The sequence below is a fragment of the Blautia sp. OF03-13 genome (assembly GCF_003460685.1).
GTDB classification, from domain to species: domain Bacteria; phylum Bacillota; class Clostridia; order Lachnospirales; family Lachnospiraceae; genus Fusicatenibacter; species Fusicatenibacter saccharivorans.
The window spans coordinates 71,023-93,767 of sequence record NZ_QTVR01000002.1 but is presented as its reverse complement, the minus strand read 5'-3'; the positions used below and the strand labels follow the sequence as shown (position 1 = coordinate 93,767).

15 protein-coding genes, 1 other RNA gene, 3 pseudogenes, 1 riboswitch and 1 other annotated feature are annotated in these 22,745 nt (G+C 49.3%); all 19 genes and pseudogenes read right to left on the bottom strand.

The window, feature by feature from the left end; translation table 11 throughout:
- Window positions 1-3: 3 nt before the first annotated feature.
- Window positions 4-256: a binding site (T-box leader), on the bottom strand.
- Between the two features lie 72 nt (window positions 257-328).
- Window positions 329-1,198 (bottom strand): YihY/virulence factor BrkB family protein, encoded by an 870-nt coding sequence (locus DXA55_RS01750; RefSeq protein WP_117812879.1) that lies wholly within the window; start codon window positions 1,196-1,198, stop codon window positions 329-331.
- 114 nt (window positions 1,199-1,312) lie between these two features.
- Window positions 1,313-3,157, bottom strand: a complete 1,845-nt coding sequence (locus tag DXA55_RS01745; RefSeq protein ID WP_117812878.1) for an alpha-amylase family protein — start codon at window positions 3,155-3,157, stop codon at window positions 1,313-1,315.
- A 40-nt stretch (window positions 3,158-3,197) separates the two neighbouring features.
- Complete coding sequence (locus DXA55_RS16950; protein WP_117800947.1) at window positions 3,198-3,413, bottom strand: hypothetical protein; 216 nt, start codon at window positions 3,411-3,413, stop codon at window positions 3,198-3,200.
- On the bottom strand, window positions 3,410-4,387 hold the full coding sequence (locus DXA55_RS01740; RefSeq protein ID WP_022461831.1) for a LacI family DNA-binding transcriptional regulator: 978 nt from the start codon (window positions 4,385-4,387) through the stop codon (window positions 3,410-3,412). The genes DXA55_RS16950 and DXA55_RS01740 overlap by 4 nt, the downstream gene beginning before the upstream one ends.
- Before the next feature lie 77 nt (window positions 4,388-4,464).
- Complete coding sequence (locus tag DXA55_RS01735) at window positions 4,465-5,904, bottom strand: SpoIID/LytB domain-containing protein (protein WP_117812877.1); 1,440 nt, start codon at window positions 5,902-5,904, stop codon at window positions 4,465-4,467.
- Window positions 5,905-6,005: 101 nt separating this feature from the next.
- Window positions 6,006-6,206: riboswitch (cobalamin riboswitch) on the top strand.
- Between the two features lie 575 nt (window positions 6,207-6,781).
- Window positions 6,782-7,825, bottom strand: coding sequence for an aldose epimerase family protein (locus DXA55_RS01730; protein ID WP_055226541.1), 1,044 nt, complete (start codon window positions 7,823-7,825; stop codon window positions 6,782-6,784).
- A 70-nt stretch (window positions 7,826-7,895) separates the two neighbouring features.
- A non-coding RNA gene (gene ssrS, locus DXA55_RS01725) (6S RNA) lies at window positions 7,896-8,090 on the bottom strand.
- Window positions 8,091-8,194: 104 nt separating this feature from the next.
- Window positions 8,195-9,663, bottom strand: a pseudogene (spoIVA, locus tag DXA55_RS19115) (stage IV sporulation protein A).
- 171 nt (window positions 9,664-9,834) lie between these two features.
- A complete protein-coding gene (locus DXA55_RS01715; RefSeq protein WP_022461835.1) occupies window positions 9,835-10,686 on the bottom strand; it encodes a bifunctional 5,10-methylenetetrahydrofolate dehydrogenase/5,10-methenyltetrahydrofolate cyclohydrolase in 852 nt (283 codons plus the stop codon).
- 87 nt (window positions 10,687-10,773) lie between these two features.
- Complete coding sequence (locus tag DXA55_RS01710; RefSeq protein ID WP_117812876.1) at window positions 10,774-11,406, bottom strand: cyclodeaminase/cyclohydrolase family protein; 633 nt, start codon at window positions 11,404-11,406, stop codon at window positions 10,774-10,776.
- 61 nt (window positions 11,407-11,467) lie between these two features.
- Window positions 11,468-12,139: a DUF3786 domain-containing protein gene (locus tag DXA55_RS01705; protein ID WP_117760358.1), complete on the bottom strand. Its 672-nt coding sequence runs from the start codon at window positions 12,137-12,139 to the stop codon at window positions 11,468-11,470.
- A gap of 42 nt (window positions 12,140-12,181) precedes the next feature.
- Entirely contained in the window at window positions 12,182-14,107 is a 1,926-nt protein-coding gene (gene acsV / locus DXA55_RS01700) for a corrinoid activation/regeneration protein AcsV (protein ID WP_117812875.1), read from the bottom strand.
- 134 nt (window positions 14,108-14,241) lie between these two features.
- Window positions 14,242-15,027, bottom strand: coding sequence for a carbon monoxide dehydrogenase/acetyl-CoA synthase methytransferase subunit (acsE, locus tag DXA55_RS01695; protein WP_022462424.1), 786 nt, complete (start codon window positions 15,025-15,027; stop codon window positions 14,242-14,244).
- Window positions 15,028-15,239: 212 nt separating this feature from the next.
- A complete protein-coding gene (gene acsC, locus DXA55_RS01690) occupies window positions 15,240-16,475 on the bottom strand; it encodes an acetyl-CoA decarbonylase/synthase complex subunit gamma (RefSeq protein WP_330415059.1) in 1,236 nt (411 codons plus the stop codon).
- Between the two features lie 37 nt (window positions 16,476-16,512).
- On the bottom strand, window positions 16,513-17,283 hold the full coding sequence (locus tag DXA55_RS01685) for an acetyl-CoA decarbonylase/synthase complex subunit delta (protein ID WP_330415058.1): 771 nt from the start codon (window positions 17,281-17,283) through the stop codon (window positions 16,513-16,515).
- A complete protein-coding gene (locus DXA55_RS18320) occupies window positions 17,259-17,453 on the bottom strand; it encodes a hypothetical protein (RefSeq protein WP_330415057.1) in 195 nt (64 codons plus the stop codon). The genes DXA55_RS01685 and DXA55_RS18320 overlap by 25 nt, the downstream gene beginning before the upstream one ends.
- A 298-nt stretch (window positions 17,454-17,751) precedes the next feature.
- Window positions 17,752-19,880 (bottom strand): annotated as a pseudogene (acsB, locus tag DXA55_RS01680) (acetyl-CoA decarbonylase/synthase complex subunit alpha/beta).
- A 15-nt stretch (window positions 19,881-19,895) separates the two neighbouring features.
- A complete protein-coding gene (locus DXA55_RS01675) occupies window positions 19,896-20,684 on the bottom strand; it encodes an ATP-binding protein (protein WP_117509047.1) in 789 nt (262 codons plus the stop codon).
- Between the two features lie 62 nt (window positions 20,685-20,746).
- Window positions 20,747-22,638: pseudogene (gene cooS / locus DXA55_RS01670) on the bottom strand (anaerobic carbon-monoxide dehydrogenase catalytic subunit).
- Window positions 22,639-22,745: the final 107 nt, after the last annotated feature.

Here is a 22,745-nt window from a genome sequence, read left to right as displayed (position 1 = left end):
CCACAAAGGGACGAGATCTGAAATTTCGCGGTACCACCCTGATTTCTGCAGATACTTCCTGCAGACACTCATAACCGGTGCTGTAACGTACACCAAACGTCTGTCCCTACTTGCATTTCCAGTATCCTGCTATACGTTCCGGACATCTGCTCCAATGCGAAATTTGAAATATTCCTGAACCTGAAGGAGCTTGCAGCCGATGACTCCCTCTCTCTGGCGGAAAAAATATTTCTCTGAACATCTTCACAGCATTTTTCCTGTTAGATTATTTATAAAACTTTCATAAACAATATTTATTGTACCGTCTTGACCCCCGGATGTCAAGCCATTATTTTCCCGCTTCTTTATTCGTCTCTTTATTTTCCATAAAATGCTCGATCGCCGCATTCTGCAGTTTCCGCAGTTTATCCTCAAAATACGCGTTGATCTCCGCGCCGATCAGAAGGATCCACATGCAGAAATACATCCAGATCATGATAAACACGATCATCGTCAGACTGCCGTACATATTGGACGCCGCAAGCGCGATGTCGAGGTACATGGAAAATGCAAGGGAAAAAATAGACCAGGCAAGGGATGAGATCAGTGCGCCCGGGCACTGGCTCTTAAAGCTCGCCTTCCGGTTCGGAATGCATTTATACAGCACCAGGAACAGAACCGCCAGCACGCCTGTCGTAATCAGGGTACGCATGCCCATGATAGAGGATGTCACGCGCGCCACCATCGGCAGATGTTCCGTCAGCTTATTCTGAATGCGGGTTCCGAAGACCAGAAGCACCAGACTGGTGAGGAATGCAGCGACAAATATCAAGGTATATGCCATGCCCCGCAGCCGGTTGATGATGTAATTACGTGTCTCTGTTACGTGATAAATGCTGTTCAGCCCGTTTGTCAGCGCCGCAATGCCCTTTCCCGCCGACCACAGCGTTGTGATGATCGTAATCGGCATATAGGCAACGGACTGATAAAAGATCTCATTTACAATACCGCCCACGTAGCTCTGGAACTCCGTGGGCAGCATATTGATCAGAACGCTGTAAACATCGTCGCGTGTCAGCGGCGTATATTTTACAAGCGTAACAACCAGAAGAACAAACGGAATAAAGGAAAGAAGAATGAAATACGCGCTCTGCGCTGCATAAGCACCGACATGGTCCTCATTCAGGCGCTTCATAAAACCGCGGATTGTTTTTATCATCTGGCAAAACCGCCTTTTCTTTGTTTTCGTGAATCTATCCCATTATTGCACACATCTTGTATTGCAGGATAGCCTACAAAGCATATCATACTTTTCTTTCCTTCGCAAGGGATTTCAATCCCATTTGCGGTAATACCATGCGTAACCGCGGGCTGGAACCGGAACACCGCGCAGAACGCGTTTTTCGCCGGTAAACAGATCCTTCCAGGTGAACTCTCCCATATCGATCCATGCGGTACGGTCCTCGTTGCTGAAGTTGAAGATTCCCGTCACCATCTCATTGCCGGATTTTCTGCAGACGCAGAGAAGTGCGGTATCGTACGTTTCCTCGGTCCAGACATCCGCCTCCCCATCGAACGGACGATATTTGAATTTGAGCTCTTCCATCTTCTTCATCGAAGCAAAAATCCGATTCTGTATCGTTCCTTTTTTATCCTTCTCCGGTTCCAGATCCCAGCGGAAGTGGCCGCGGTGAATATAACGGCTGTCGGATCTGCGGTCGTAGTCCTCGCTCTCCTTGTAGGAGTAATCGTTGACCTGACCGATCTCGTCACCGCTGTAGATGACCGGAATACCGGACTGGATGAAGAGGTATGCATTCAGCATTTCGATTCTCTGGATGGCCTGTGCCGTCTTCTCTTCATTCTGCTCAAAGCCTGCCGCCTCAAGACCGCAGAGAGAAGCCGTCGTTCCGCAGAGACGCGCATCCTGCAGAACAGGAGCGTCGTTGTAGAGCTCTCCTCTTGCATCGCTTCCCTCCACATAGCCGCGGAAGTAATCATTCAGATATTTTTTATGCGGTGCCTCGGCGATGCCGAACTGTTTCAGCCATTCGTAATCGAGGCCCCAGCCGATATCATCGTGGCATCTCAGATAGTTCAGGAAGACATAATCCTTCGGCAGTCTCGTCACAATATCCATCTGATGTTTCAGCAGGCGGGTATCTGCCGTTGCAATGGTGTGCCAGGTGGATGCCATCGTCGTTACGTTGTACAGCATATGGCACTCCGGTTTTTCCAGAGTTCCGAAGTACGGAACAACCTTTTCCGGCTCCATGACAACCTCGCCGAGCAGCAGAACGCCCGGGCAGACGATCTCGGTGATCATACGCATCATGCGGACAATGGTATGTACCTGCGGCAGGTTACGGCAGGTGGTGCCGAGCTGTTTCCAGATGTATGGAACGGCATCAATGCGGACGATATCGATTCCCTGGTTGACGAGATAGAGCATATTGTTTACCATCTCGTTAAAGACAACCGGGTTCGCATAGTTCAGATCCCACTGGTATGGATAGAACGTCGTCATGACAAATTTATGGCAGTCCTCTCTCCAGGTAAAGTTGCCCGGTGCCGTTGTCGGGAATACCTGCGGACAGGTCTTTTCATATTCGGACGGAATATCGTAGTTGTCGAAGAAAAAGTAACGGTCCTGGTACTCTTTTTCACCGGCAAGTGCACGTTTTGCCCATTCATGATCCTCGGAAGTGTGGTTCATAACGAAATCCATACAAAGGCTCATGCCCTGGTCATGGCATTTTTCAGAGAGGGCAGCCAGATCTTCCATCGTTCCAAGGGACGGCTGTACCGTGCGGTAATCGGCAACCGCATAGCCGCCGTCGCTTTTTCCCTTCGGCGTTGCAAGGAACGGCATCAGATGCAGGTAGTTGACGTTGCACTCTTTTAAATAATCCAGTTTTTTCTCAAGGCCGCTGATGTTATCTGCGAATGCGTCGATGTACAGCATCATACCGAGCATTTTCTGGCTCTTGTACCAGTCTTTCTGTTTTTCTCTTTTCCGATCCAGCGCTTTCCATTTTTTATTCCGCTCTTTGTACCACTGCTCCATGGCTGCACAGAGTTCCTCAAAGCGTCCCTGGCCGTTTGGATACAGCTCACAGTAGAGCCATTTCAGCTCGTCGTAGTGTTTTTCGAGTCTTCTCTGATATTCCACTGTCATGTTGTTTATTCTCCTTTATCTTATTCTTTATTTTGTCACATCATTCCGGTAACGGTAATTCTGTGTTACGTTTCTTCTCTTGCAGTATACCGTTGTGTGAATTATATGTCAACCGTTTACATACCATATTTTTCAACAAATTTCCGGCTTCTTCTTTGTCTTTTTTGCTATTTTTCTGTCTATCGTTTACCGCAGGGCAGAAAAAAACTCCGCGGTTTCTTTTTTCCGCAGAGTTTTCTTTTCGTTTTTGTTTCACGCCGAATCGCGCACCACAAGGCTCACCGGCATGGTCGTCACATTCGGCACCATCTCTCCCTTTCTTCTCCGGTCGATATACGCAATGGAAAGCTCCGACATTTCCTCAATCGGCTGATGGATCGTCGTGATGGAAGGCGTGGTAATCCCGGCGATCACAGTGTCATCAAACCCGACAACTTTAATATCCTCCGGCACCCGTTTTCCCATGGCGTAAAGGCGCTGGAGTACCTGTGCGGCAATCAGGTCACTGCTTGCAAAAATGCCGTCCGTCTCCGGGTGCTCCAGAAGGCCCTTTTCAATATAGGATTCATAGTGCATGGAGCCGTAGCTTAAGCGGTCACTCAAAAGAACTTCCCCTTCAATCCCCCGCTCCCGGCAGACGCGCAGGAATCCATCCGCACGCCGGTCCGCCGGCATATCTCTTCCGACGATTCCGCCGAAATGAAGCAGATGGCAGCAGCCGCAGTCCGCAAGATGCGATGCTGCAAGCGCTCCTCCCTGCTCGTTGTCACACTGGATTGTAATGGCCTCCGTATTTTCCTCTCGCTCGAAATTGACGATCGGAATTTTCAGATCATGAAACTTTTCAATCTGCACATCGCGGCTTGCCATCACAACGCCGGTTACACGGTTGGAGATGAACATATCGAGATATTCGGTTTCTTTCTCCGGCTGATCTTTCGAGTTGCAGAGCAGAATCTTGTAGCCCCGCTTTGCCGCCGCGCTCTCGAGTGCACTGATCATTTTACTGAAAAACGGGTGCGAGATGTGCGGAACGATAACCCCGATCGTATTGGAATGCGCTTTTGCCAGGGAACGCGCCAGCTCATTCGGCTGGTAATTCATCTCCTGCATCGCCTGCGTTACTTTTTTTCTTGTCTCTTCACTGATGTATCCGCGGTTGTTGATCACGCGGGAAACCGTCGTCGCCGTAACGCCGGCGCGTGCCGCTATGTCCTTGATTGTCGCCATGTTTCTCTCCTCGTCATTTTCTAACTGTTTTTCGCTTTCGCCCATTATAGCACAAAAAATCTGTTTTCGGTGATTTTTTAAAAAAGGGAACGGCAGTCGCCGATTTCGATGTTCTGGTAAAAATAGCGGAGAATCTCCTCATACGATTTTCCCTGCTCTGCCAGATGTTTCGCACCGTTCTGTGACATGCCGACGCCGTGGCCGTAGCCGCCGCCGTAAAATGTAAAGGAGACAGCCGTTTCCCCTTCTTTTTCCGGAACCACGGCAAAGCAGGCGCTCGGAAGCAGATCCATCTCGCAGCTTACGGTTCCGTCGTTTTTCTGAATCGGCCAGCCTTTCGCCGAGAGGAACTTTCGGATCTGATACTCTCCCTCGATTTCCATGGATCCTTTTTCCCCCTCGATAAGGACGGTTTCTGCCGCACCTCCCTCTGACCGCCGCCGCACCTCAATCCCCGTGATCTCCCCGATTTTCTGATCCGCTGCCCGTTCTGACAGCACATCCGCCGGAATCGTCACCTGCCAGCGGTACCAGCCGTCCTCCACTTCCAGACTTGTGCTGTCCCTTTTGGTGATAAACGATGCAAACGCCTCCTCCGTCTCCGGTTCCTGCTTCTCCCCGCCTACCGTCACGCTCTTCAGATATTCTGCCGTCTCCGCCGTATTCCACACTTCATCCGTACTCGTCTTCCCGCAGGAGGTTGAGAAAAAATACGCCTGAATTGGTTCCCCGCCGCAGGTGATGATTTTTCCTTCTGTCTCCGCCACCGCAGCGTCTGTCTCCGGCTGCGCTTCCATATTGTGGTAGACCTGGCTTTCCACGCTGTCGTCTACATCCGCGTGGTAGTTCTCCCACGTTTTTTCACGAATCCTGGCACACGCATACGTTCTCGCACAGACCGCCTGTGCTTTTAATGCCTCCTTTTCATAGGAGGACGGCATCTCACTCGGCACGACATACCGAAGATACATTTCCAGATCAAGTTCATTTACAACGAGAAGTCCCTCTTCGCTTTTATAGATGACAAAACTTCCCGGATAAACCGTCTCGTCCTCCGGCTTTCCCGTAAGGGAAACCGCCGTTCCCGCCGTCTCATCGGCCGGCACCACATGCACAACTTCCCCGCATTCCTGTTCCGTCACACAGATCGTCTCCTGCGGGGAAGCTATGTATGCGCCGTCGTTCATGGAAAGGCTTGCGTTTCCACGCAGGGACACCTGTTTCTGTGCGTATCCCAGCTTTCCGCAGTCTGTCAGAAGGACACGGATCTGCACCGGTCCGGCTGCCGTTGTTTCTTTTTGTTCTTCCTTTTTACTGTTCAGAAAAGCCGCGTTTTCCTGTTCCATGTTCTGTATCGTCTCCTCCTGCTTTTTGCCTTCCATCGTCTCCGTCCTGCTTTCTGCTGTCGCTGTCTCTTCCGGCGCATCCAGACGGCGCTTCACAACAAACAATAACAGCAGCAGGAGAATCCCCACTCCTAACAGTATCAGTTCCAATTTATCATTTTTTCTCTTCATATCTCATTCTATGCACACGGCTTTTTGTCTGATTCCTTTTCTTTTTGCGATTTTTCCTTGACAAATACCGCCCTATGGTATATAGTACGGTTGTGTATAAATTTCATATCAACATCCAGAGTGCATCAAAAGAAGATCCGTCTTTTGGTGAGAGAGGGAATTCAGGTGAGATTCCTGGGCGATCCGGTCACTGTAATCAGGGAGTGAAGCATAACAAATCCATTGTATGTCCGCAACATATGAGAAGGAATGTGGAACGATGATCTGTAAGTCAGGAAACCTGCTCTGTATGCATAGGGTTGATGCTTCCGATGAAAGCTTCCATTCAAAGACTATTATGGGATATGGAATGTCTGAAAATTTTCGATTAGATTTTTAGAAACCTTCGAGCGAGATTTATGCATTGCATTAAACGGCCGGGTAAACCGTTTCAGATTCTGGTTTCGCCTGTTCTTAGTCAGGCGCCATCCTCCGCTTAAAGGTGTCTGCTATTCCGCTTGCAGGTTGATTCAGATGGCGAAGCGGTTACCCACCTCTGAAAAGAATATGACATAACTGGTAAGATTCTGTTGGATTCGAAAACAGGGTCTTTTCTTTTTCTGTTTTTTCAGAATTCGTTTTCTGCATATTTTCCCATAAAAAGGCTCCCCGCCTGCGCTCCTGTTTTCACAGGACGCTGCAGGAAGGGAGCTTTTTTATGCTGTTTCTATAGCAAGACCCGAAAATAATGCAAAAAAGGCAGTGCTGCAGAGCGCGAATTGCAAGGAACAGATTTGAAGGCGTACCGAGGTACGACGAAAATCTGTGACGCAGTAATTCACGCTCTGCGGTGCTGAATTTTTTGCATTATTTTCGAGGATTGCTATAAAATAGGATCTTAGAAAATGAATTTGTATACGGTTGTGGTGTCGTAAGTATCGCCTGCCTCGAGGATCGGTTTCTCCTCACCCTCCTGGTTGATGGCATTCGGCACATACTGAGATTCCAGGCAGAAGCCGTTGCGTTTGTCATAGAATACCCCATTCTTTCCGGTAACCGGAGCAATGAAGTTTCCGGCGTAGAACTGAACGCATGGCAGATCCGTGAAGGCTTCCATGGTGATGCCGCTCTCTTTGCAGGATGCGACTGCCATCAGCTCAATGCTTCCCTCGACAGCCTTGTCCAGGATAAAGTTGTGGTCGTAGCCGCCGGTCAGTTTGAGCTGTTCGAAATCTGCTTCGATCTCTGCTCCGATTGCTTTCTCTCTGGTGAAATCCATCGGGGTTCCCTGTACCGGTGCATGCTCGCCGGTCGGGATGGATGCAGAATCGATCACCGGGCTGAACTGCTCCGCTTTTAAGACAAGTGTCTGGTTCTCAATAGATCCGGCATCGTGGCCTGCCAGGTTGAAGTAGCTGTGGTTTGTCATGTTGACAACGGTATCCTGATCGCAGCTTCCCTCATAGTGGATTTCTACGGCGTTCTCATCGGTCAGGGTATACGTAACGGACACTTCAAAGTTTCCCGGGAATCCCTGGTCTCCGTCCGGGCTCATCAGAACGAAGGTAACGGCGCTGTCATCCGCCTCTTCTACGTTCCAGAGGCGGTAATCGTATCCGTCCGGGCCGCTGTGCAGGTTGTTGTTGTTCTCATTTTTTGCCAGCTGGTATGTTTTTCCGTGCAGTTCAAATGCTGCTCCCGCGATACGGTTTCCGTTTCTTCCGATGGTGGCTCCAAAATGGCTTCCGTCGGTCTCATAGCCGGTTACGGAGTCAAATCCAAGGACAACGTCTCTCTTCTTTCCATCCTTATCCGGAACGAGAACCGATACCAGATGTGCGCCGTAATCGGTTACGCTGATTTCCATTCCGTTTTTATTGGAGAGCGTGTAGAGCAATGCTTCTTTTCCGTCTTTTGTTGTTCCAAAACCCTGTTTTTTCATGTTCCTTCTCCTTTTGGTTGTATGTAACGTATAAAAGAGAACCATTTTCATGATTCTCTTTTTTCTCTTTTGTAACCCCGGAATGCCGTTTCCCATACTTTGACTCCTAGCAACGCAAGCTAGGTGGGTAGCCGCAGTCATCATTTCTGCCTTCCACTGACGTCTGTTTCCAGGGTGGCCTGACATCCACATGACAATAATAAGCCTCCCGTTTAAAGTAAATGTAGGTTCAAAATAATGAGATCATCGAACATTCCAGGAAGTTACATTTTTCTTCTTTTCTTTTCACAATTCGGATTATACGCTATTTTGGTTCGCTTTTCAAGTATTATTGCACAATTACTCAAAAATATTCGAACAGCTTTTGTATTAAATGATAATACACACCATTCCGCCCCGGCTGTCGTTGACAATTTTCTGCATGGAATCCTGGAGTTTTGCCTGGCCGTCCTCGGTGATCTGGGCGATTTTGCTGCGGATGCCGTCGTCAACGAGCTGCTCGACGGATTTGCCGAAAATGTTGGTATTCCAGATTCCCTCCGGGCTCTTTGCGCTCTCTTTGATATAGGCGATCAGATCCTCCGCCTGCTGCTCACTTCCGACGATCGGCGCAATCTCCGTCTCGATGTTGGCCTTGATCATATGAATCGACGGGCTCACCGATTTAATTTTCACGCCGTATTTGTTTCCCTGATGGATCACGGCTGGCTCCTCCAGCTGAATCTCCTCCCTCCCCGGAATCACGACGCCGTAGCCGCATCCGCGCACCGCATGAATCGCGTCCTCTACCTTGCGGTACTCTTCCCGCTGTGCCGACAGCTCGCGGATCGTCTGCACCAGATCATACTCGCCTTTGATCTCCACGCCGGCAAGTACACTCAGCATTTCATAATAATACTGCTCTTTCACCTCAATCCGCACCTTCACCGTACCGCTCGCAAGATCCATCGACTGCAGCAGTGTCTGGCTGACATACTGACTGGCAATCGCTGTTTTTCCGCCCACTGCATCCTTCAGGCGCGTCTTTTCCCTGCACATCTCACGGATCTTCTGCAGCAGCTCTGCCTTCAGCGGATGGTCATCGGCAAGAAGCTCCACCCATTTAGGAATATAAAATTCCATCTGCTGAAGCGGAAACTCATACAGCACCTTTTCGAGCATATGCAGAATATCTTCTTTGCGGAGCTGGTCGCAGTTCACCGCCATCGCTGCCACGCCGAATTTTGTTTCAAGCTCCTTTACCTGCGCTGTGTCTCCTCCCGGTACGGTTTTTTCGCATTCACAAGAATCAGGAAGGGCTTTCCCTGCTTTTTGAGCTCCGCAACGGTTCGTTCCTCCGCCTGCAGAAAATTCTCCCGCGGCAGCTCGCCGAACGATCCGTCGCACGTCACCATAAGACCGATCGTGGAATGTTCTGCGATCACCTTCTTCGTACCGATCTCCGCCGCCTCCCGGAACGGAATCGCCTGCTCGGACCACGGTGTTTTCACCATCCGCTCCTTCTCATTTTCCAGATTTCCCGCCGCGTCCGGCACCAGAAAACCGACGCAGTCGATCAGTCGCAGCCGGATCGGATCGCCCTCCCCAAGCTGCAGCTCCACGGCGTCTTTCGGCACAAATTTCGGCTCCACCGTTGTGATCGTCTTTCCCTCCCCGCTTAAAGGCAGGGCATCCCGTACCTCCGCCTGTTCCTTTTCCGAAAGATACGGCAGTGCCAGCACCTCCAGGAAACGGCGGATCAGGGTGGACTTTCCCGTCCGTACAGGCCCCACCACTCCGATCAGGAACTGGCCCTTCGTTCGTTTCTGAATATCGCGGTATACTGAATATGCATTCATGCGCTGTTGTCCCCCTTTTGATCTTTGTTGCTATGTACTGTTATATTCTATGAGCCGGTCCCCTCTCCTATCACCAAAACTGCACTGCCGCACACGCAAAAAAGGCACCGCCGCCCTTTTTTCGGACGCACAGTGCCTTTTTTCTGTCACATTCTTATCTTCAGCCTATGATCAGCTGTTTTTTCTCATGGCAGCCTCTACCACATGGCCGACCAGAACAGATGTGGTAACAGATCCTACACCGCCTGGAACCGGTGTGATTGCCTCAACGATCGGCTCAGCTTTTGCGTATGCAACGTCTCCGCAGAGTTTTCCTTCTTCGTTTACGTTGATTCCGACATCAATAACGGTCTGGCCTGCACGCAGGTAGGTATCATCCACAACACCTGCACGGCCTGCTGCTACGATCACGATATCTGCCTCTTTGACTACAGACGGCATGTCTTTCGTTCTGGTATGGCAGATGGTTACGGTTGCGTTTTTCTTTAACAGCATCATGGCTGCCGGTTTTCCTACAACGAGGCTGCGGCCTACGACAACAGCTTTTTTGCCGGTGCAGTCGATACCGTAGTGGTCGAGGATCTCCATGCAGGCCTGCGGAGTACATGGCGGGAAGCCCTGTTTTGTTCCGGCGAATACACCTACCATGGAACCGTCTGTGATACCGTCTACATCTTTCTCCGGGGAGAGTGCTTTAATAACAGCTGCCTCATCGAGATGTTTCGGGAGTGGACGGAAAATCAGAACGCCATGGATAGAATCATCTTTGTTTACTTTGTCGATGGTCGCCATCAGCTCTTCCTGGGTAACGTCTGCCGGAAGAAGGAATTTCTCGTATGCAACGCCTAAGGTCTCGCAGCGTTTGGTTGCTCCTCTTTCGTAGGAAAGATCATCCTCTCTCTCTCCGACACGGATGATTCCGAGGGTTGGTTTTACTCCTTTTGCTTCCAGCTCTGCTACATTTGCTTTGATCTTCTCATTTAATGCTGCTGTTACTTCTTTTCCTAATAACTGTTTTGCCATTTTTTTATCCTCCGCTTTTCTTTTCGGTCAAAGAGAACTCCTTTTTCAACCCGCTTGCTGCCGGGAAGCTTCTCTGGCCGTTTGTTTTCAGGCTTTCAGTCTTCCCAGTACGTTCCGGAAAATCTCGTCTGCTTTTACGGTATAGACCGCAAGCATTTCATCGCATTTTCGATTCAGTTCTTCTGCATATTCCCGGTTTTTCATAGATTTCGTGTTGATATATACATTCAGGGAAGCACCCTCTAAGGCTGCTTTGCAGAATGTTGCGCCAACACCTGCGTCACTGATCGCAAGTGCAGAACCTTTTGCTGCAAATTCTACGATCAGGTCGATTGCTTCGCAGCATTTTTCCATAATTTCCATTGGAACAGAGCAGGCATCCTTCAGCACAATCTCCATGACTCTTGCTTTTTCTGCCTTCTCCTCCTCTGTCTCGCGCGGCATGCCGTATGCTTTGGAGAGCGGTTCGAACACTTCTGCATCGCGCTCGATCAGGTGAAGCAGTTCGTCCTGAAGCGTGGTTGCTTTTGCCATCAGCTCTTTCATTTCCTCTTCGACATCCGCATATTTCTTTTTACCTACTGTCAGCGCACCAACCATGTTGCCAAGCGCTGTGCCGACAGCGCCAACCAGTGCAGAAGCTCCGCCACCGCCCGGAACCGGTGCTTTGGAACCGAGCACTTCTACAAACTCATTGCAAGGTACTGTTGAAAATCCCATGTTATTTTCCTCCGCTTATTTTTTTCGATCCAGAAGCCATCCTGATGGCCTCAAACCATAACTATTTTGCAGCCAGAGCCTTCAGCATATCAATTGTGACATCTCCCACAACCGCCATATCCTCTCCCTGCGTAAATGCAGCCGGGAAATTGTCCGAAAAGAGGATCTGCGCGGACGGCGGAAACTCATCATCTCCTGCCCATAAAATCAGTCGTACAAAAAGCCCTTTCATAAACTCCAGCTCATATCCGACATCACCGGATGAAATCGCCTGAGCGCCGACACGTTCCATGATCTCACGGAATGCATCCAGCTTTCCGCCAAAGCCAAACGCAAGACGGAACAGGCATCTTCCCTGGAACTGTTTAAAATAAACTTCTCCCCACGGAATCTCCCGGTATGTCAGAAATTTTCCGGTGGATGGGGCAGCTCCGCCCTCGGTCAGATAGCGCAGCACCAGAATTTTTGCATTCGGCTTCTCCTCGAGCGGATACCAGCCGATCACCGGACCGTCTGTGCCGTCATCTCCAAGATGCTGCACGCGGTACTCCGGCCAGGAAATCCGGTAGGAAACACCCATCAGGGATACCGTAAACTCGTGTTTTTCGGCGTCATATGGTACATTACACCGGCTGGAAATCTCCGCCGGATCCGCGTTCTGGTATACTTCCAGGTAATGTTCATAGGGAATCCGTTCTTTGCTGTCTTTTTCGTAATTCAAGTCTACTGCCATGTGAATCCAATTCCTCTCAAAAAAAGGTTCTCACTTCCGTTTTTATACTTCTACAGACGGGAACATCGCTGTGTCCGTGTGCGGCAGGAAGCAGGCCGCTACAAATTCATCCATATACGTCGGTACGGTCGAGAGCTCCAGATACGTCATGTTCCGGGCAACCTCGTACGTCTTCTTCTCTGCCGCTGTCGATAAGAGCATCGAATACGCGCCAGTCAGGGAAGAGTTGCCGATGTAATGGAATTTTTCCAGCGGGATGTCCGGGAACATACCGATGGTAACGGCATTTTTCATGTTGATGCCGCTTCCGATACCGCCCGCTACGTAAACCTCCTCGATCATGGAAACATCCATATCCAGATAGTTCAGCATCGTACGGATCGCTGAGAAAATCGCGCCCTTGGCGCGGATAAAGTTGTCGATATCGACCTCGGTAATCTCAACATCGCGGACACTTCCAGCCTCCTCCTCGAACGCAATGACATAGCTTCCCATGCCATATTTATCGTGGCGGATCCGTTTTCCCTCACGGATAAATTTACCCTTCGGATTGACCATCTTCGCGCGGAACAGCGCCGCAATCACATCGATGATACCGGAACCGCAAAGGCCGATCGGTTTCGTACCCTCATCTCCGATAACATGGTACGAAGGTTCCATCGTCTCCGGATCGATCGTACATTTTTCAATCGCACCGTCGGTCGCACGCATGCCACAGCTGATATCGCCGCCCTCAAAGGCCGGTCCGGCCGAGCAGGCACAGCTTACCATAAAGTCAGAGTTTCCAAATGCAAGCTCGCCATTGGTACCAAGGTCAATAAAGAGACTCATCTCCGGCCGGTTCCAGATCATGCTGACCAACGCGCCGGCAGTAATATCTCCGCCCACATAGCTTCCGATGTTCGGTGCCAGAATGATATGGGCGTCCGGATGAATCGCAAGATTGACATCCGATGCAAACAGTGAGTTTGTCTTAAAGAAGGCCGGAATATACGGCTCCATCCGAAGCGGATCTGCATTGATGCCCATCATCAGATGCTCCATGGTAGTGTTTCCGGCAATCGCCGCACGGTAAATCTGCTGACTGCTGATTTTCGCTGCACGGCACATGTTGGAGATCATCGGGTTTAAGGTTTCTTTGATGATTGCATTCTGCAGTCTTTCATGGCCTCCCGGTTTCTGGGATTCAATGATACGGTTGATAACATCCGCACCATACCGGATCTGTCCGTTTCCGGAAGAGGCTTTTGCCAGGATTTCTCCGCTCAGCATATCCACGATCAGTGCAGAAACTGTCGTTGTTCCAATGTCGACAACGAGACCGCCGACAACTGCTTTTGCTTCCATTGGAAGCATATCGTATAAAAAGACGTCATTTGGCGTAACCCGGACGACACACTGTGCCTGAAAATGGGATTCCCGAAGGACATCCGGCATTTTTTTCAGTACAGAGTACGGAATCCGTACCCGGTCAAGCCCCGTCGCTGCCTGTACAGCCCAGGTTACTCTCTCGTTATCCGGCATCGTATCATCCAGAGTAGGCTCTTCCATTGAGATTGTAATCACCTGCATGCTGTTTTTCAATTCCAGGCCGGCGTCTGTAATTTTCTTTTTCGTATCTTCAAAAATTGCAATTTCACTCGGTGAACTAAGGTCTGCCACTTTCATGCGGCTCCGGTAAGCGGATGCAATGTCCGGCACTTCCACTTCAACATCGCCCCTGATGGTGCTGACGCACGCCAGTCTCCAGCCATTCTGATATTCTTCCTCAGAAATATGGCGGGTTATTTTGGAATCCAGCTCACCGCTCACAAGACGAACGCGGCATTTACCGCACGATGCGTTTCCGGAACACGGTGCATCGATCGGCACATTGCTCTTCTGCGCTACTTCAAGAAGGCGCTCGCCCTCGGTTGCGTAGGTGACTACCGGTTCTCCTTCTTCAAATCGAAAGGTTACTTTTGCCATAATCTGTAAATCCCCCAGTCGTATATATTCTCCGCTGTTTTTTTTCCGCTTTTAGATAGAAAAACCCCTGATGGTGCCTCAGGTTTTCGCAAACGCTGCGGCACCATCAGGGGAAAACCTGCGAGATTTAAAGATTAAAGCTCCAGATAAGAATCTGCATACAGAGTGTTGCCTTTGAATACGTCACAGGATTTAATGGTCTCCATCAGTCTCAGGTCATTCGGGTTAACGATGGCACTGGTCAGACCCTGCATCATAGCCATAGCTACAAGTGCGGAATCCATGATCGGACGGATGTTTTTCGGCATACCGTTGGAGTTGTTGGAAAGTCCGCCGGTAGAATTCAGTCCCATATCACTGAACATCTTGATGCACTCAAGAACTTCCATCTGTTTGTCCTGCATTCCTTTTACAACCAGGAACAGCGGGTCAAACCACAGATCTGTCGGCTCCATGCCATGCTCCATACCTCTTTCCAGAAGGGTCTGGCAGTACATCATACGCTCGTCGTTATCTTTTGCAATTCCTTCACCGTTGCAAAGTGCAATAACGATTGCATCGTTTGCAGCCGCAAGGTCAACGTACTCGATTCTTCCTGCAGCATCTGCAGAGTTTACGATCGGTTTTCCTTTGGAACGGTTGTATACAGAGATACCAGCCTCAATTGCTTTTTTGTTGGATGTATCCAGAGCCAGCGGAACATTGTCAAAATTGCTCTGCAGCAGCTCAACAGCCCATTTCATGATGTCTTCTCCATCATTCTCAGCCGGTCCGATGTTTACATCAAGGTAAACGGCACCAGCATCCAGCTGCTGTTTTGCTCTCTTTAAAATTGGCTCTTCATCTCTTGCTGCGAATGCTTTGTTTACAGTAGGAGCTGTAACGGAAAGTCTTTCGCCGATGGTTACAAATTTTGCCATATCTCTTCTCCTTTTCTTTTGGGAATCCCCCATAATTATTTTTTCACGGGAGAAACTTCCGGATACCGGAGTTCCTCCCGGATTTTTTATGTATTACAGTTCTCCGTTTGCCTGCAGATCTTTCATGAATTTCACAAGCTGAACTGCCTCAAGCGGAGCAACGATTACTTCCCATCCAGGAAGTTTGGACTCAATGTCGCCCTTTAATACGGCTACTTTACCAGGAATGATAACTTTTCTGATTTTACTTTATCTTCTACATTCTCTTTGAAGAATTTGGAGATAGAGTTACCGGAGAATTTACCTGCTGCCCAGGAAGTCAGTACGGAAAGTCCGCCGGCATCGTTGATTACAAGGTTAACCGGAACTCCGGATCTCTCGAGCTCTCCGGATACCAGGAAATAGGTCAGAGCAAAGTCTACTGTGGTCAGGCAGATCGAATTTTCATCTGCGCCGTTCAGCGGGTAGATGCCCGGCTCTACTTTCATCGGTTTCTGCGGATCAGTAAATACGTTCTGGCGAAGTCCGAATACCGGAAGTGCCTCTGCGTATCCCATCTCCTCAAGAACGATGATGGAACCGTATTTCATGGTGAACAGGGAAAGCAGTGCCTGCTGCATATATCTGTCGCCCTGTGCGATTTTTGCCAGATTTACAATAGACGGATAACCGAAGGTACGGTCTGTATCCTTTAAGGATGCACGTCTTACCTGTACGGTAGTAGCGAAGGTCTCTTTGATGGTCGCTTCTGTGGTATCAAGAACAAGGTTCTTGTTGCCGAGTTTCTCGATTGCTTCTACGGTGTCGTGAAGCTCATCAATGTTTGCGCCGCTAACGCCGAGAACAACGCCTGCCTCTGTGGCAAGTTTGCTCATCTCTTCATAGTTGGATGCATTTGCACCATTCAGGATCGGTTTGCCTGCTTTGCATACTTCCAGAGCAGCTTTTGCAGCGTCTGCGTCCTCACAGCCAAGTACCAGAACTTTTCCGGTTGCTGCTGCTTTCGTTACAAGAGATACGTATTTGTCTACGCCATTTCCGGCATAGTTTACATACAGCATCTCTGCGCACATACGCTCACCGATACGGTCGTAATCAACTTTTTTGTCTTCTTCCAGTTTTGCATCGATCTCTTCGTCAGACATGCAGCTGCAGAGAGATACCGCATAACGGGTTTTGCTTACAAATGTTTTCTCATGACGATAGAGGACCGTCTCTCCGCCAAGAGTATACTCACTGTCGCCGGTTCCGACTTTGATCGTCTTCATTGGCGGTGCGGTAGCTTCGGAAAGCTGTGCCATAGCGTCGTCAGACATATATGGGCACGCTGAAATATCCATAGCGCCCTGTGCAACCTTCATGGAGAATGCCATACAGGTCGGACATCCGCACTCCTTACAGTTTTTCTTTGGGGTCATTTTAAAAATCTGAATACCTGATAATGCCATAATTCTTTATCCTCCTAATCTCTTCCTTACGTACTGATTACATCAGTTCCTGAATCATTTTGGAAATGGTTGCAACAGACTGTGGATGTTTGAGGATAACTGCATCAGAACCAGAAGCCAGAGATGCGGCTGCTGTCTGAATCTCCATAGAGACTCCTCGTACTTCCTGATTTCCCCATTCCGGAGATTCCTCTTCTGTTGCCATTGCCTCTTTTACATTCCATGTCTCAGAAGCGATTGGAGTAATAATTGGCATCTGCAGCATTTTATCGTCCTGGGATAATGCTGCTGCTTTGATACGGTCCAGTGTAGATACTACGTACTCATATCCGTATCCGACTGCTGCAGAACCTACGTTCATAACAATGCTGTCTGCGCTGACACCAAGCTGGGTCATAACAACATTCAGCTGTTTTGCAAGGTTGATATCTACAGCGGACTCAGCGCCGACTTTCTGGCTGTATGCCAGACCTGCGGCTGCACCAACTGCCTTGTAATCTTCTTCTCTTGCGGACATAACAAGAACGTTTCTTCCCTGAAGGACCTCTGCTACTTTTGTGAGCAGTTCGGAATCCTTCTCAACGTTTTTACATCCTTCTACAACAAGCGGCACGTCAACGGCATCAGCAACCTCTTTGACTGTCTCAATGAGTTCTTCTACCGATTTGTTCAGACCGTTCGGGTCTCCGCCTGCCAGACGAAGGCAGAGGAAATCTGCACCTTCCATAGCTGCTGCTTTTTTTGCAATCTCGCCCATGGTAGCTGCACCTTCATAGTATGCTTTTACGCTTTCCGGTTCTCCTTCCATACCAAGGTCTGTGATTTCAACGCCGACCTCGGTCCGTTTTTGATTTCACCGTCGAAAGCATAAAATGGTAATACGTTTTCTCCGCCAAGAGTTACGGTTTTGTCTCCGCTGCCGATTACAACGGATTTAATTGCTGCATTAAACTTTTGTGGTTTGCGATTAAACGGCATAAAAAAAGCCTCCTTAAAAATAAAATTCCATACAGGCATATCTCCATGATTCCGCTTCATGGACACACCTGTTATTATTTTAACGTTTTTTCCCGGAGAATGCAAGATTTACCAGGATATTTTCCAAGATTTTCTGACAAAAAGTATCCGTTTTCTTTTCGTCAGCCGTTTTTTCCCAGAAAATCACTTTACAGCTGCCGGCATGTGCCGGAAAGGGCTTCCTCCTCCGCTTTGGAATCCCCTCCCAAGCCATGCCGGTCTGCTTATTCTTTCACAGGATAAGCCTGTAAAATACGAATTACATCATTGGATCCATGCCAAGTGCCGGATGACCTTTCTCGGTCAGGAATGCAACCAGTGTCTCCGGATCTTCTGCGATGGTCTCATCACCGATCATATCGGTAAAGTTGTCGATACCGTACAGCTCTTTTGCTGTTTCATTCAGTTTCTCTGCAACCTGCTCTTTCAGCTCTTTCGGCATCCATACGATACGGGCAACACCGCCTTCTGCTTTCATAAACTTCTTGGAAGCGATAAAGTGTTTGCCGTGTCCCATGAATCCAGGAGTCTGAACACCGCCGCCTGTCATGGAAGCCAGCTCGGAGAAGGTCATTCCCAGAGGAGTCATGCCTGCGTACTCACGGTTTGCGATGCAGACACCGTTGGAGAACGGCTCGATACCACAGATACACTCGAAGCATCCGCAGGATGTCATTGGTTTTCCATGATGGAGTACAGAGATACATCATCAAGAGCGCCTTGGGAAAGTTTACGAACAGCCTCGTTAACATCCTCGTACTCACCGATTCTCTCATCGATTACTTTTTCTTTTGTGATAACCTGGCAAGGTCCGTTCGGATCCAGCTCGTTGGTAGCTTTTGCATCCAGCCATGAAACAGCACCGCAAAGTCCGAGACGCTCTGGTGTAACAACACATACATGGCTCGGGGAGAATGCCTGGCACATGATACAGCTGTAGTATACCGGTACGGATTCATCTGTCATGGTAGACAGACGCTCATCACGTTTGTCGAATACCGGGATTGCAATTTCGTGACGGATCTTTGTACAGTCTTCCGGATTGGTGTAGATCTTAACCTGGCATTTGTCAACAACAGCCTCGAACTCGTTCTTCACCTGTGCGTACAGAACTTCTCCGAAGTGTTTTGCACGGAATCCTGCGTTGAAAGCTTCTTTGCTGACACGGATACGGATCATATCACGCTGTCCGGTATGCATCACACCTTCGATGCAGTTCAGGTAGCTGTGGAATTTACGCTCAAATACAGGCTCGAAATCCGGCTGCATGCTCTTTCCGGCAACCTCAACAACGTATGCAATGCTGTGCTTGGAACCTACCTCGAACTCGTCGATGTCCGGTCCGATCAGCTCGATCTTGTGATCTTCTACTTCGGAAGCATCTTTTGTCTGAACCAGCTCGCAGCAGTCTACGCGGGAACCGTCAAACTCAACCTGCATATCACCACGGCGGATGATTTCACCCTCGAATGCAGATGCGAATGCAACCGGGATATCGATGTTTGTAATTTTAATCTTGATGTCGCGTGCTTCCAGAGAAGTTGCGTTGAATTTGGAAACGTCCTTCTGGATAATAAGGCTCTTCGGAATAGCCGGAACGTCTTTGTCATCGTTTGTGATAACCGGAAAGCCAAGTGCAATTGCACCAGCGCCGCATGCAACGATCACATCATCCAGAGGAGCAAAAGCATTTACGAATGCCGGTACACGGTCTTTGGTGTAGGTCATCAGTGCGTCTGCATCGCCTGCAGTTACGTTACCGAAGATCAGGGCTGCACGGATTGCTACGGATACAGCATGAATAACAGATGTTACGTCTTTTCCAAGCGGGATGACACGTACGTTTGCGCCGGTCTTGTATCCCAGTTCCTGACACTGATCAATGATTCCGCCAACCAGTGTTACAAGAATACCCTGTGCCTGATAGCTCTTAACCAGATCCACGCCTTCCTGTGCGGTCGGAGCGCTTCCAAGGATAACAGCTACGCCCGGGATATCGCCTGTTACAAGCGGCACACCAAGCTCACGGATGATGGCATCGCTTAAATGGCCGTAGCACGGCTCATCATATGGTTTTGCACCGTCGATGTATTTAATTGCCTCGATGAACTCTGCGCAGAGTGCAGTTGCAACACCGGACATAAATACATCATTCAGCTGATTTTCTCTTGTCATCAGAGATTTTACCACGCCAAGAGCCTCTTTCATCTCTTTTAAGTTGGTAACCTTTACTCCTGTTACAGCATAGTAACACGGAAGTGCGTAAGCAGTGTCCGGGAAGCTGACTGCTTTTTCCTCTCCGTTTGCTGCGATTGCGGCATCAACGGCAGCTTCGGTAAGACCGTATACTGCATCATTTCCGCCAAATACTCTCTCGAATAATGTCATGTGTTTTTCCTCCTATCACACTTTTTCCATGCCAGGCATGTTTGACTTATCGATTTTTGTTTTTATTTTCCGTATCTCTTCTACTGCAGCCGCGCTGTAATCATATGGAGACGAACCTTCCCTGTCCGCTTCCATAATTTCCGGGTTGTAGTGGACCATGCCCAGAAGATCCTCCGGGGGGATACGGTCCTGTATGAATGCCTCATCTTTTTCGTCGCGTACTTTGTTTGCCACGACATGAACCTGATGAACGCCAAGCTCTTCGGCCAGACGTTTGACATTCTTATAGGTCTGAATACTTCTTGCACCCGGCTCGATGACTACGATGAACATATCCATGCCCTCCGTCGTTCCTCTTCCCAGATGCTCAAGGCCTGCTTCCATGTCGAGGATGACAACATCCCCTCTGTGAAGGACCAGGCTGTTGATGATTCTCCGCAGCATCACATGCTCCGGGCAGACACAGCCGCTTCCGGCCGTCTCCACGGTGCCAAGCGTCAGGAGTTTGACTCCATTGTACTCTTTGCTGTATTTATCGGGGATATCACTTACTCTCGGATTTATCTTGTAAAACCGGTTGTCTGCACTTGCCTCGGTGCGTTCTTCGATCAGTTTTCTCATTTTGGTAATCGGAATGATCGAATCGAGGATTTCTTCCGGAAATCCAAGCGCAAGGCCCAGATTGGCATCCGGATCGACATCTGCAGCCAGAACCGGATGGCCTTCTTCTGCATAAAGTCTTGCAAGGGTCGCTGCGATGGTTGTTTTTCCTACGCCACCCTTTCCAGTTACTGCTATTTTCATTTTACACCTTTTCACTTCAAAAAGGGCGGTCTCTTTTTACGTCAGGGACCGCCCTGTCCTTTTTATACGCCGAGTGCGGCACGTTTCTCTTCGATTCGTGCGAGCATTGCATCGCCCAGCTTGTCGATGTCTTTTTCTACTGTGTAAGCTGCCTCAACCCAGTCGCGGACACCGTTGGTCAGAAGTCCTGTTACCTCAGTGGATCCGGATACATACGCTCTACGCCAAGGTAAGTATCGATACCGGTTGCTACAACATAGTTTCCGATGGAAACTGCTTTCTCAGACATCCACTCCGGAGCACATCCGACAACCGGAAGCTGGGAAATATTGACATTACCGATTTTAGCAAGTTCTGCTACAAGAACCATCATACGGGAGATATCAACGCAGGATCCCATGTGGAGTACCGGCGGGATATCAGCCAGCTCGCAGACACGTTTCAGACCTGCACCGCAGAGATCTTTAGCACGTTTGTCCATCAGACCTGCTCTTGCTGCTGCCTGTGCAGAGCATCCGGAAGCAACGATGATAACGTCGTGCGCGATCAGCTTCTTCATCAGCTCGATGTGAGCGGTGTCCGGACGGACTTTCGGGTTGTTGCATCCTACCATGGCAACTGCACCGCGGATAACGCCGGATGCCACACACTGCCACAGCGGCATCAGAGTTCCGGTCTGGTCAACCTGGGAATTGGTTACTTTATCCAGAGTCTTGATGATGGACTCAAAAGAGTATCCAACGGTTGCTTTCTGCTTCATATGCGGGATATGTACCAGCTCCGGTTTCCGGTTTTTAAAGTTTTCAATTGCCATTTTTACGATGGCTTTTGCATTCTCACCTGCTGTTTTTGCGTTGAAACGAATGTATTCTGCATCCGGCATCTGCGCAATCGGGCTGGTGGTAACGAATTTAGTATGGAAACATTTGCTTAAAGGTCCAAGGGCCGGGAAAATACACTGTACGTCAACAACGATGGCCTCGCAGGCACCGGTCAGTACCACGTTTTCCTGCTGCAGGAAGTTACCTGCCATCGGCACGCCGCGGCGCATTGCTACTTCATTGGAAGTACAGCAGACACCTGCCACGTTGATTCCCTTTGCTCCCATTTCTTTTGCATATGCGATCATCTCCGGATCGTCTGCGTATTCGCAGATCATCTCGGAAAGTGACGGATCATGGCCATGAACGATGATATTTACTTCATCTTCTTTCATAACACCAAGGTTTGCCTCGGTTTCGATCGGCTTTGGAGTTCCGAACAGTACGTCAGAGAACTCGGTACCCATCATGGAGCCGCCCCATCCATCGGAAAGTCCGGAACGAAGGGACTGGCGAACGAGTGCTTCCGGAAGGGAAGAACATCCCATATGAGTCATATGAAGAGAACATGCAACCTCACGGTCAATCGCACGCGGTGCGATTTCTTCTCTCTCCCAGATTTCCTGTGTGTGCTGCGGAGCACGTTTCAGGAATCTCTGTGTTCCAAACGGTTTACCATACTCTAAAAGAGCCAGCTCGGACATCTCATGTGCCAGATCGTAAATATCTTTTCCTTCTGTCTCTACGCCCCACTCTTTTGCGATACGGATCAGTTTCTCCGGATCTTTTACTTTGTAGTTTCCGTTTGGATCAGCCTCATGCAGTGTGTGGCAGATCTCACGGCCATGATCGGAATGTGTTGCGGAACCGCCTGCTGTAAAGCGCAGGAAGTTACGTCCTACAATACCGTGTACATCGCATCCGCAGATTCCTCTCGGTGCCTTTGGTGTAATACGGCAAGGTCCCATCGTACAGATACGACAGCAGGTTCCCTGCTCACCGAATTTACAGTGCGGGGTCTGGTTTTTTACACGAAACTGCCATGCGTCAGCGCCAACCTTTGCACCATTTTCCAGGAGCTCATTCGTGGCCTGTTCGAATTCTTCTACGCTTGTTAATTTGAATTCGCTCATCTTGTCCTCCTCAAGATTGTATTTTAATATTTTTATGGTAAAAACATCCTCCCATGGGGGATATTTTACTTTTGAAATATCCCTCCGTCTGCAGCGTGTACAAAGCG

Bases quoted from the DNA above. Each gene is read 5' to 3' on its own strand.
- DXA55_RS01740 (WP_022461831.1), bottom strand. From the start codon at position 4,387: ATGGCGACAATCAAGGACATAGCGGCACGCGCCGGCGTTACGGCGACG.
- DXA55_RS01710 (WP_117812876.1), bottom strand. From the start codon at position 11,406: ATGGGATTTTCAACAGTACCTTGCAATGAGTTTGTAGAAGTGCTCGGT.
- DXA55_RS01750 (WP_117812879.1), bottom strand. From the start codon at position 1,198: ATGATAAAAACAATCCGCGGTTTTATGAAGCGCCTGAATGAGGACCAT.
- DXA55_RS01735 (WP_117812877.1), bottom strand. From the start codon at position 5,904: ATGAAGAGAAAAAATGATAAATTGGAACTGATACTGTTAGGAGTGGGG.
- acsC (WP_330415059.1), bottom strand. From the start codon at position 16,475: ATGGCATTATCAGGTATTCAGATTTTTAAAATGACCCCAAAGAAAAAC.
- DXA55_RS01705 (WP_117760358.1), bottom strand. From the start codon at position 12,139: ATGGCAGTAGACTTGAATTACGAAAAAGACAGCAAAGAACGGATTCCC.
- acsV (WP_117812875.1), bottom strand. From the start codon at position 14,107: ATGGCAAAAGTAACCTTTCGATTTGAAGAAGGAGAACCGGTAGTCACC.
- DXA55_RS18320 (WP_330415057.1), bottom strand. From the start codon at position 17,453: ATGCCGTTTAATCGCAAACCACAAAAGTTTAATGCAGCAATTAAATCC.
- DXA55_RS01730 (WP_055226541.1), bottom strand. From the start codon at position 7,825: ATGAAAAAACAGGGTTTTGGAACAACAAAAGACGGAAAAGAAGCATTG.
- DXA55_RS01685 (WP_330415058.1), bottom strand. From the start codon at position 17,283: ATGGAAGGAGAACCGGAAAGCGTAAAAGCATACTATGAAGGTGCAGCT.
- DXA55_RS01745 (WP_117812878.1), bottom strand. From the start codon at position 3,157: ATGACAGTGGAATATCAGAGAAGACTCGAAAAACACTACGACGAGCTG.
- DXA55_RS01675 (WP_117509047.1), bottom strand. From the start codon at position 20,684: ATGAAAATAGCAGTAACTGGAAAGGGTGGCGTAGGAAAAACAACCATC.
- acsE (WP_022462424.1), bottom strand. From the start codon at position 15,027: ATGGCAAAATTTGTAACCATCGGCGAAAGACTTTCCGTTACAGCTCCT.
- DXA55_RS01715 (WP_022461835.1), bottom strand. From the start codon at position 10,686: ATGGCAAAACAGTTATTAGGAAAAGAAGTAACAGCAGCATTAAATGAG.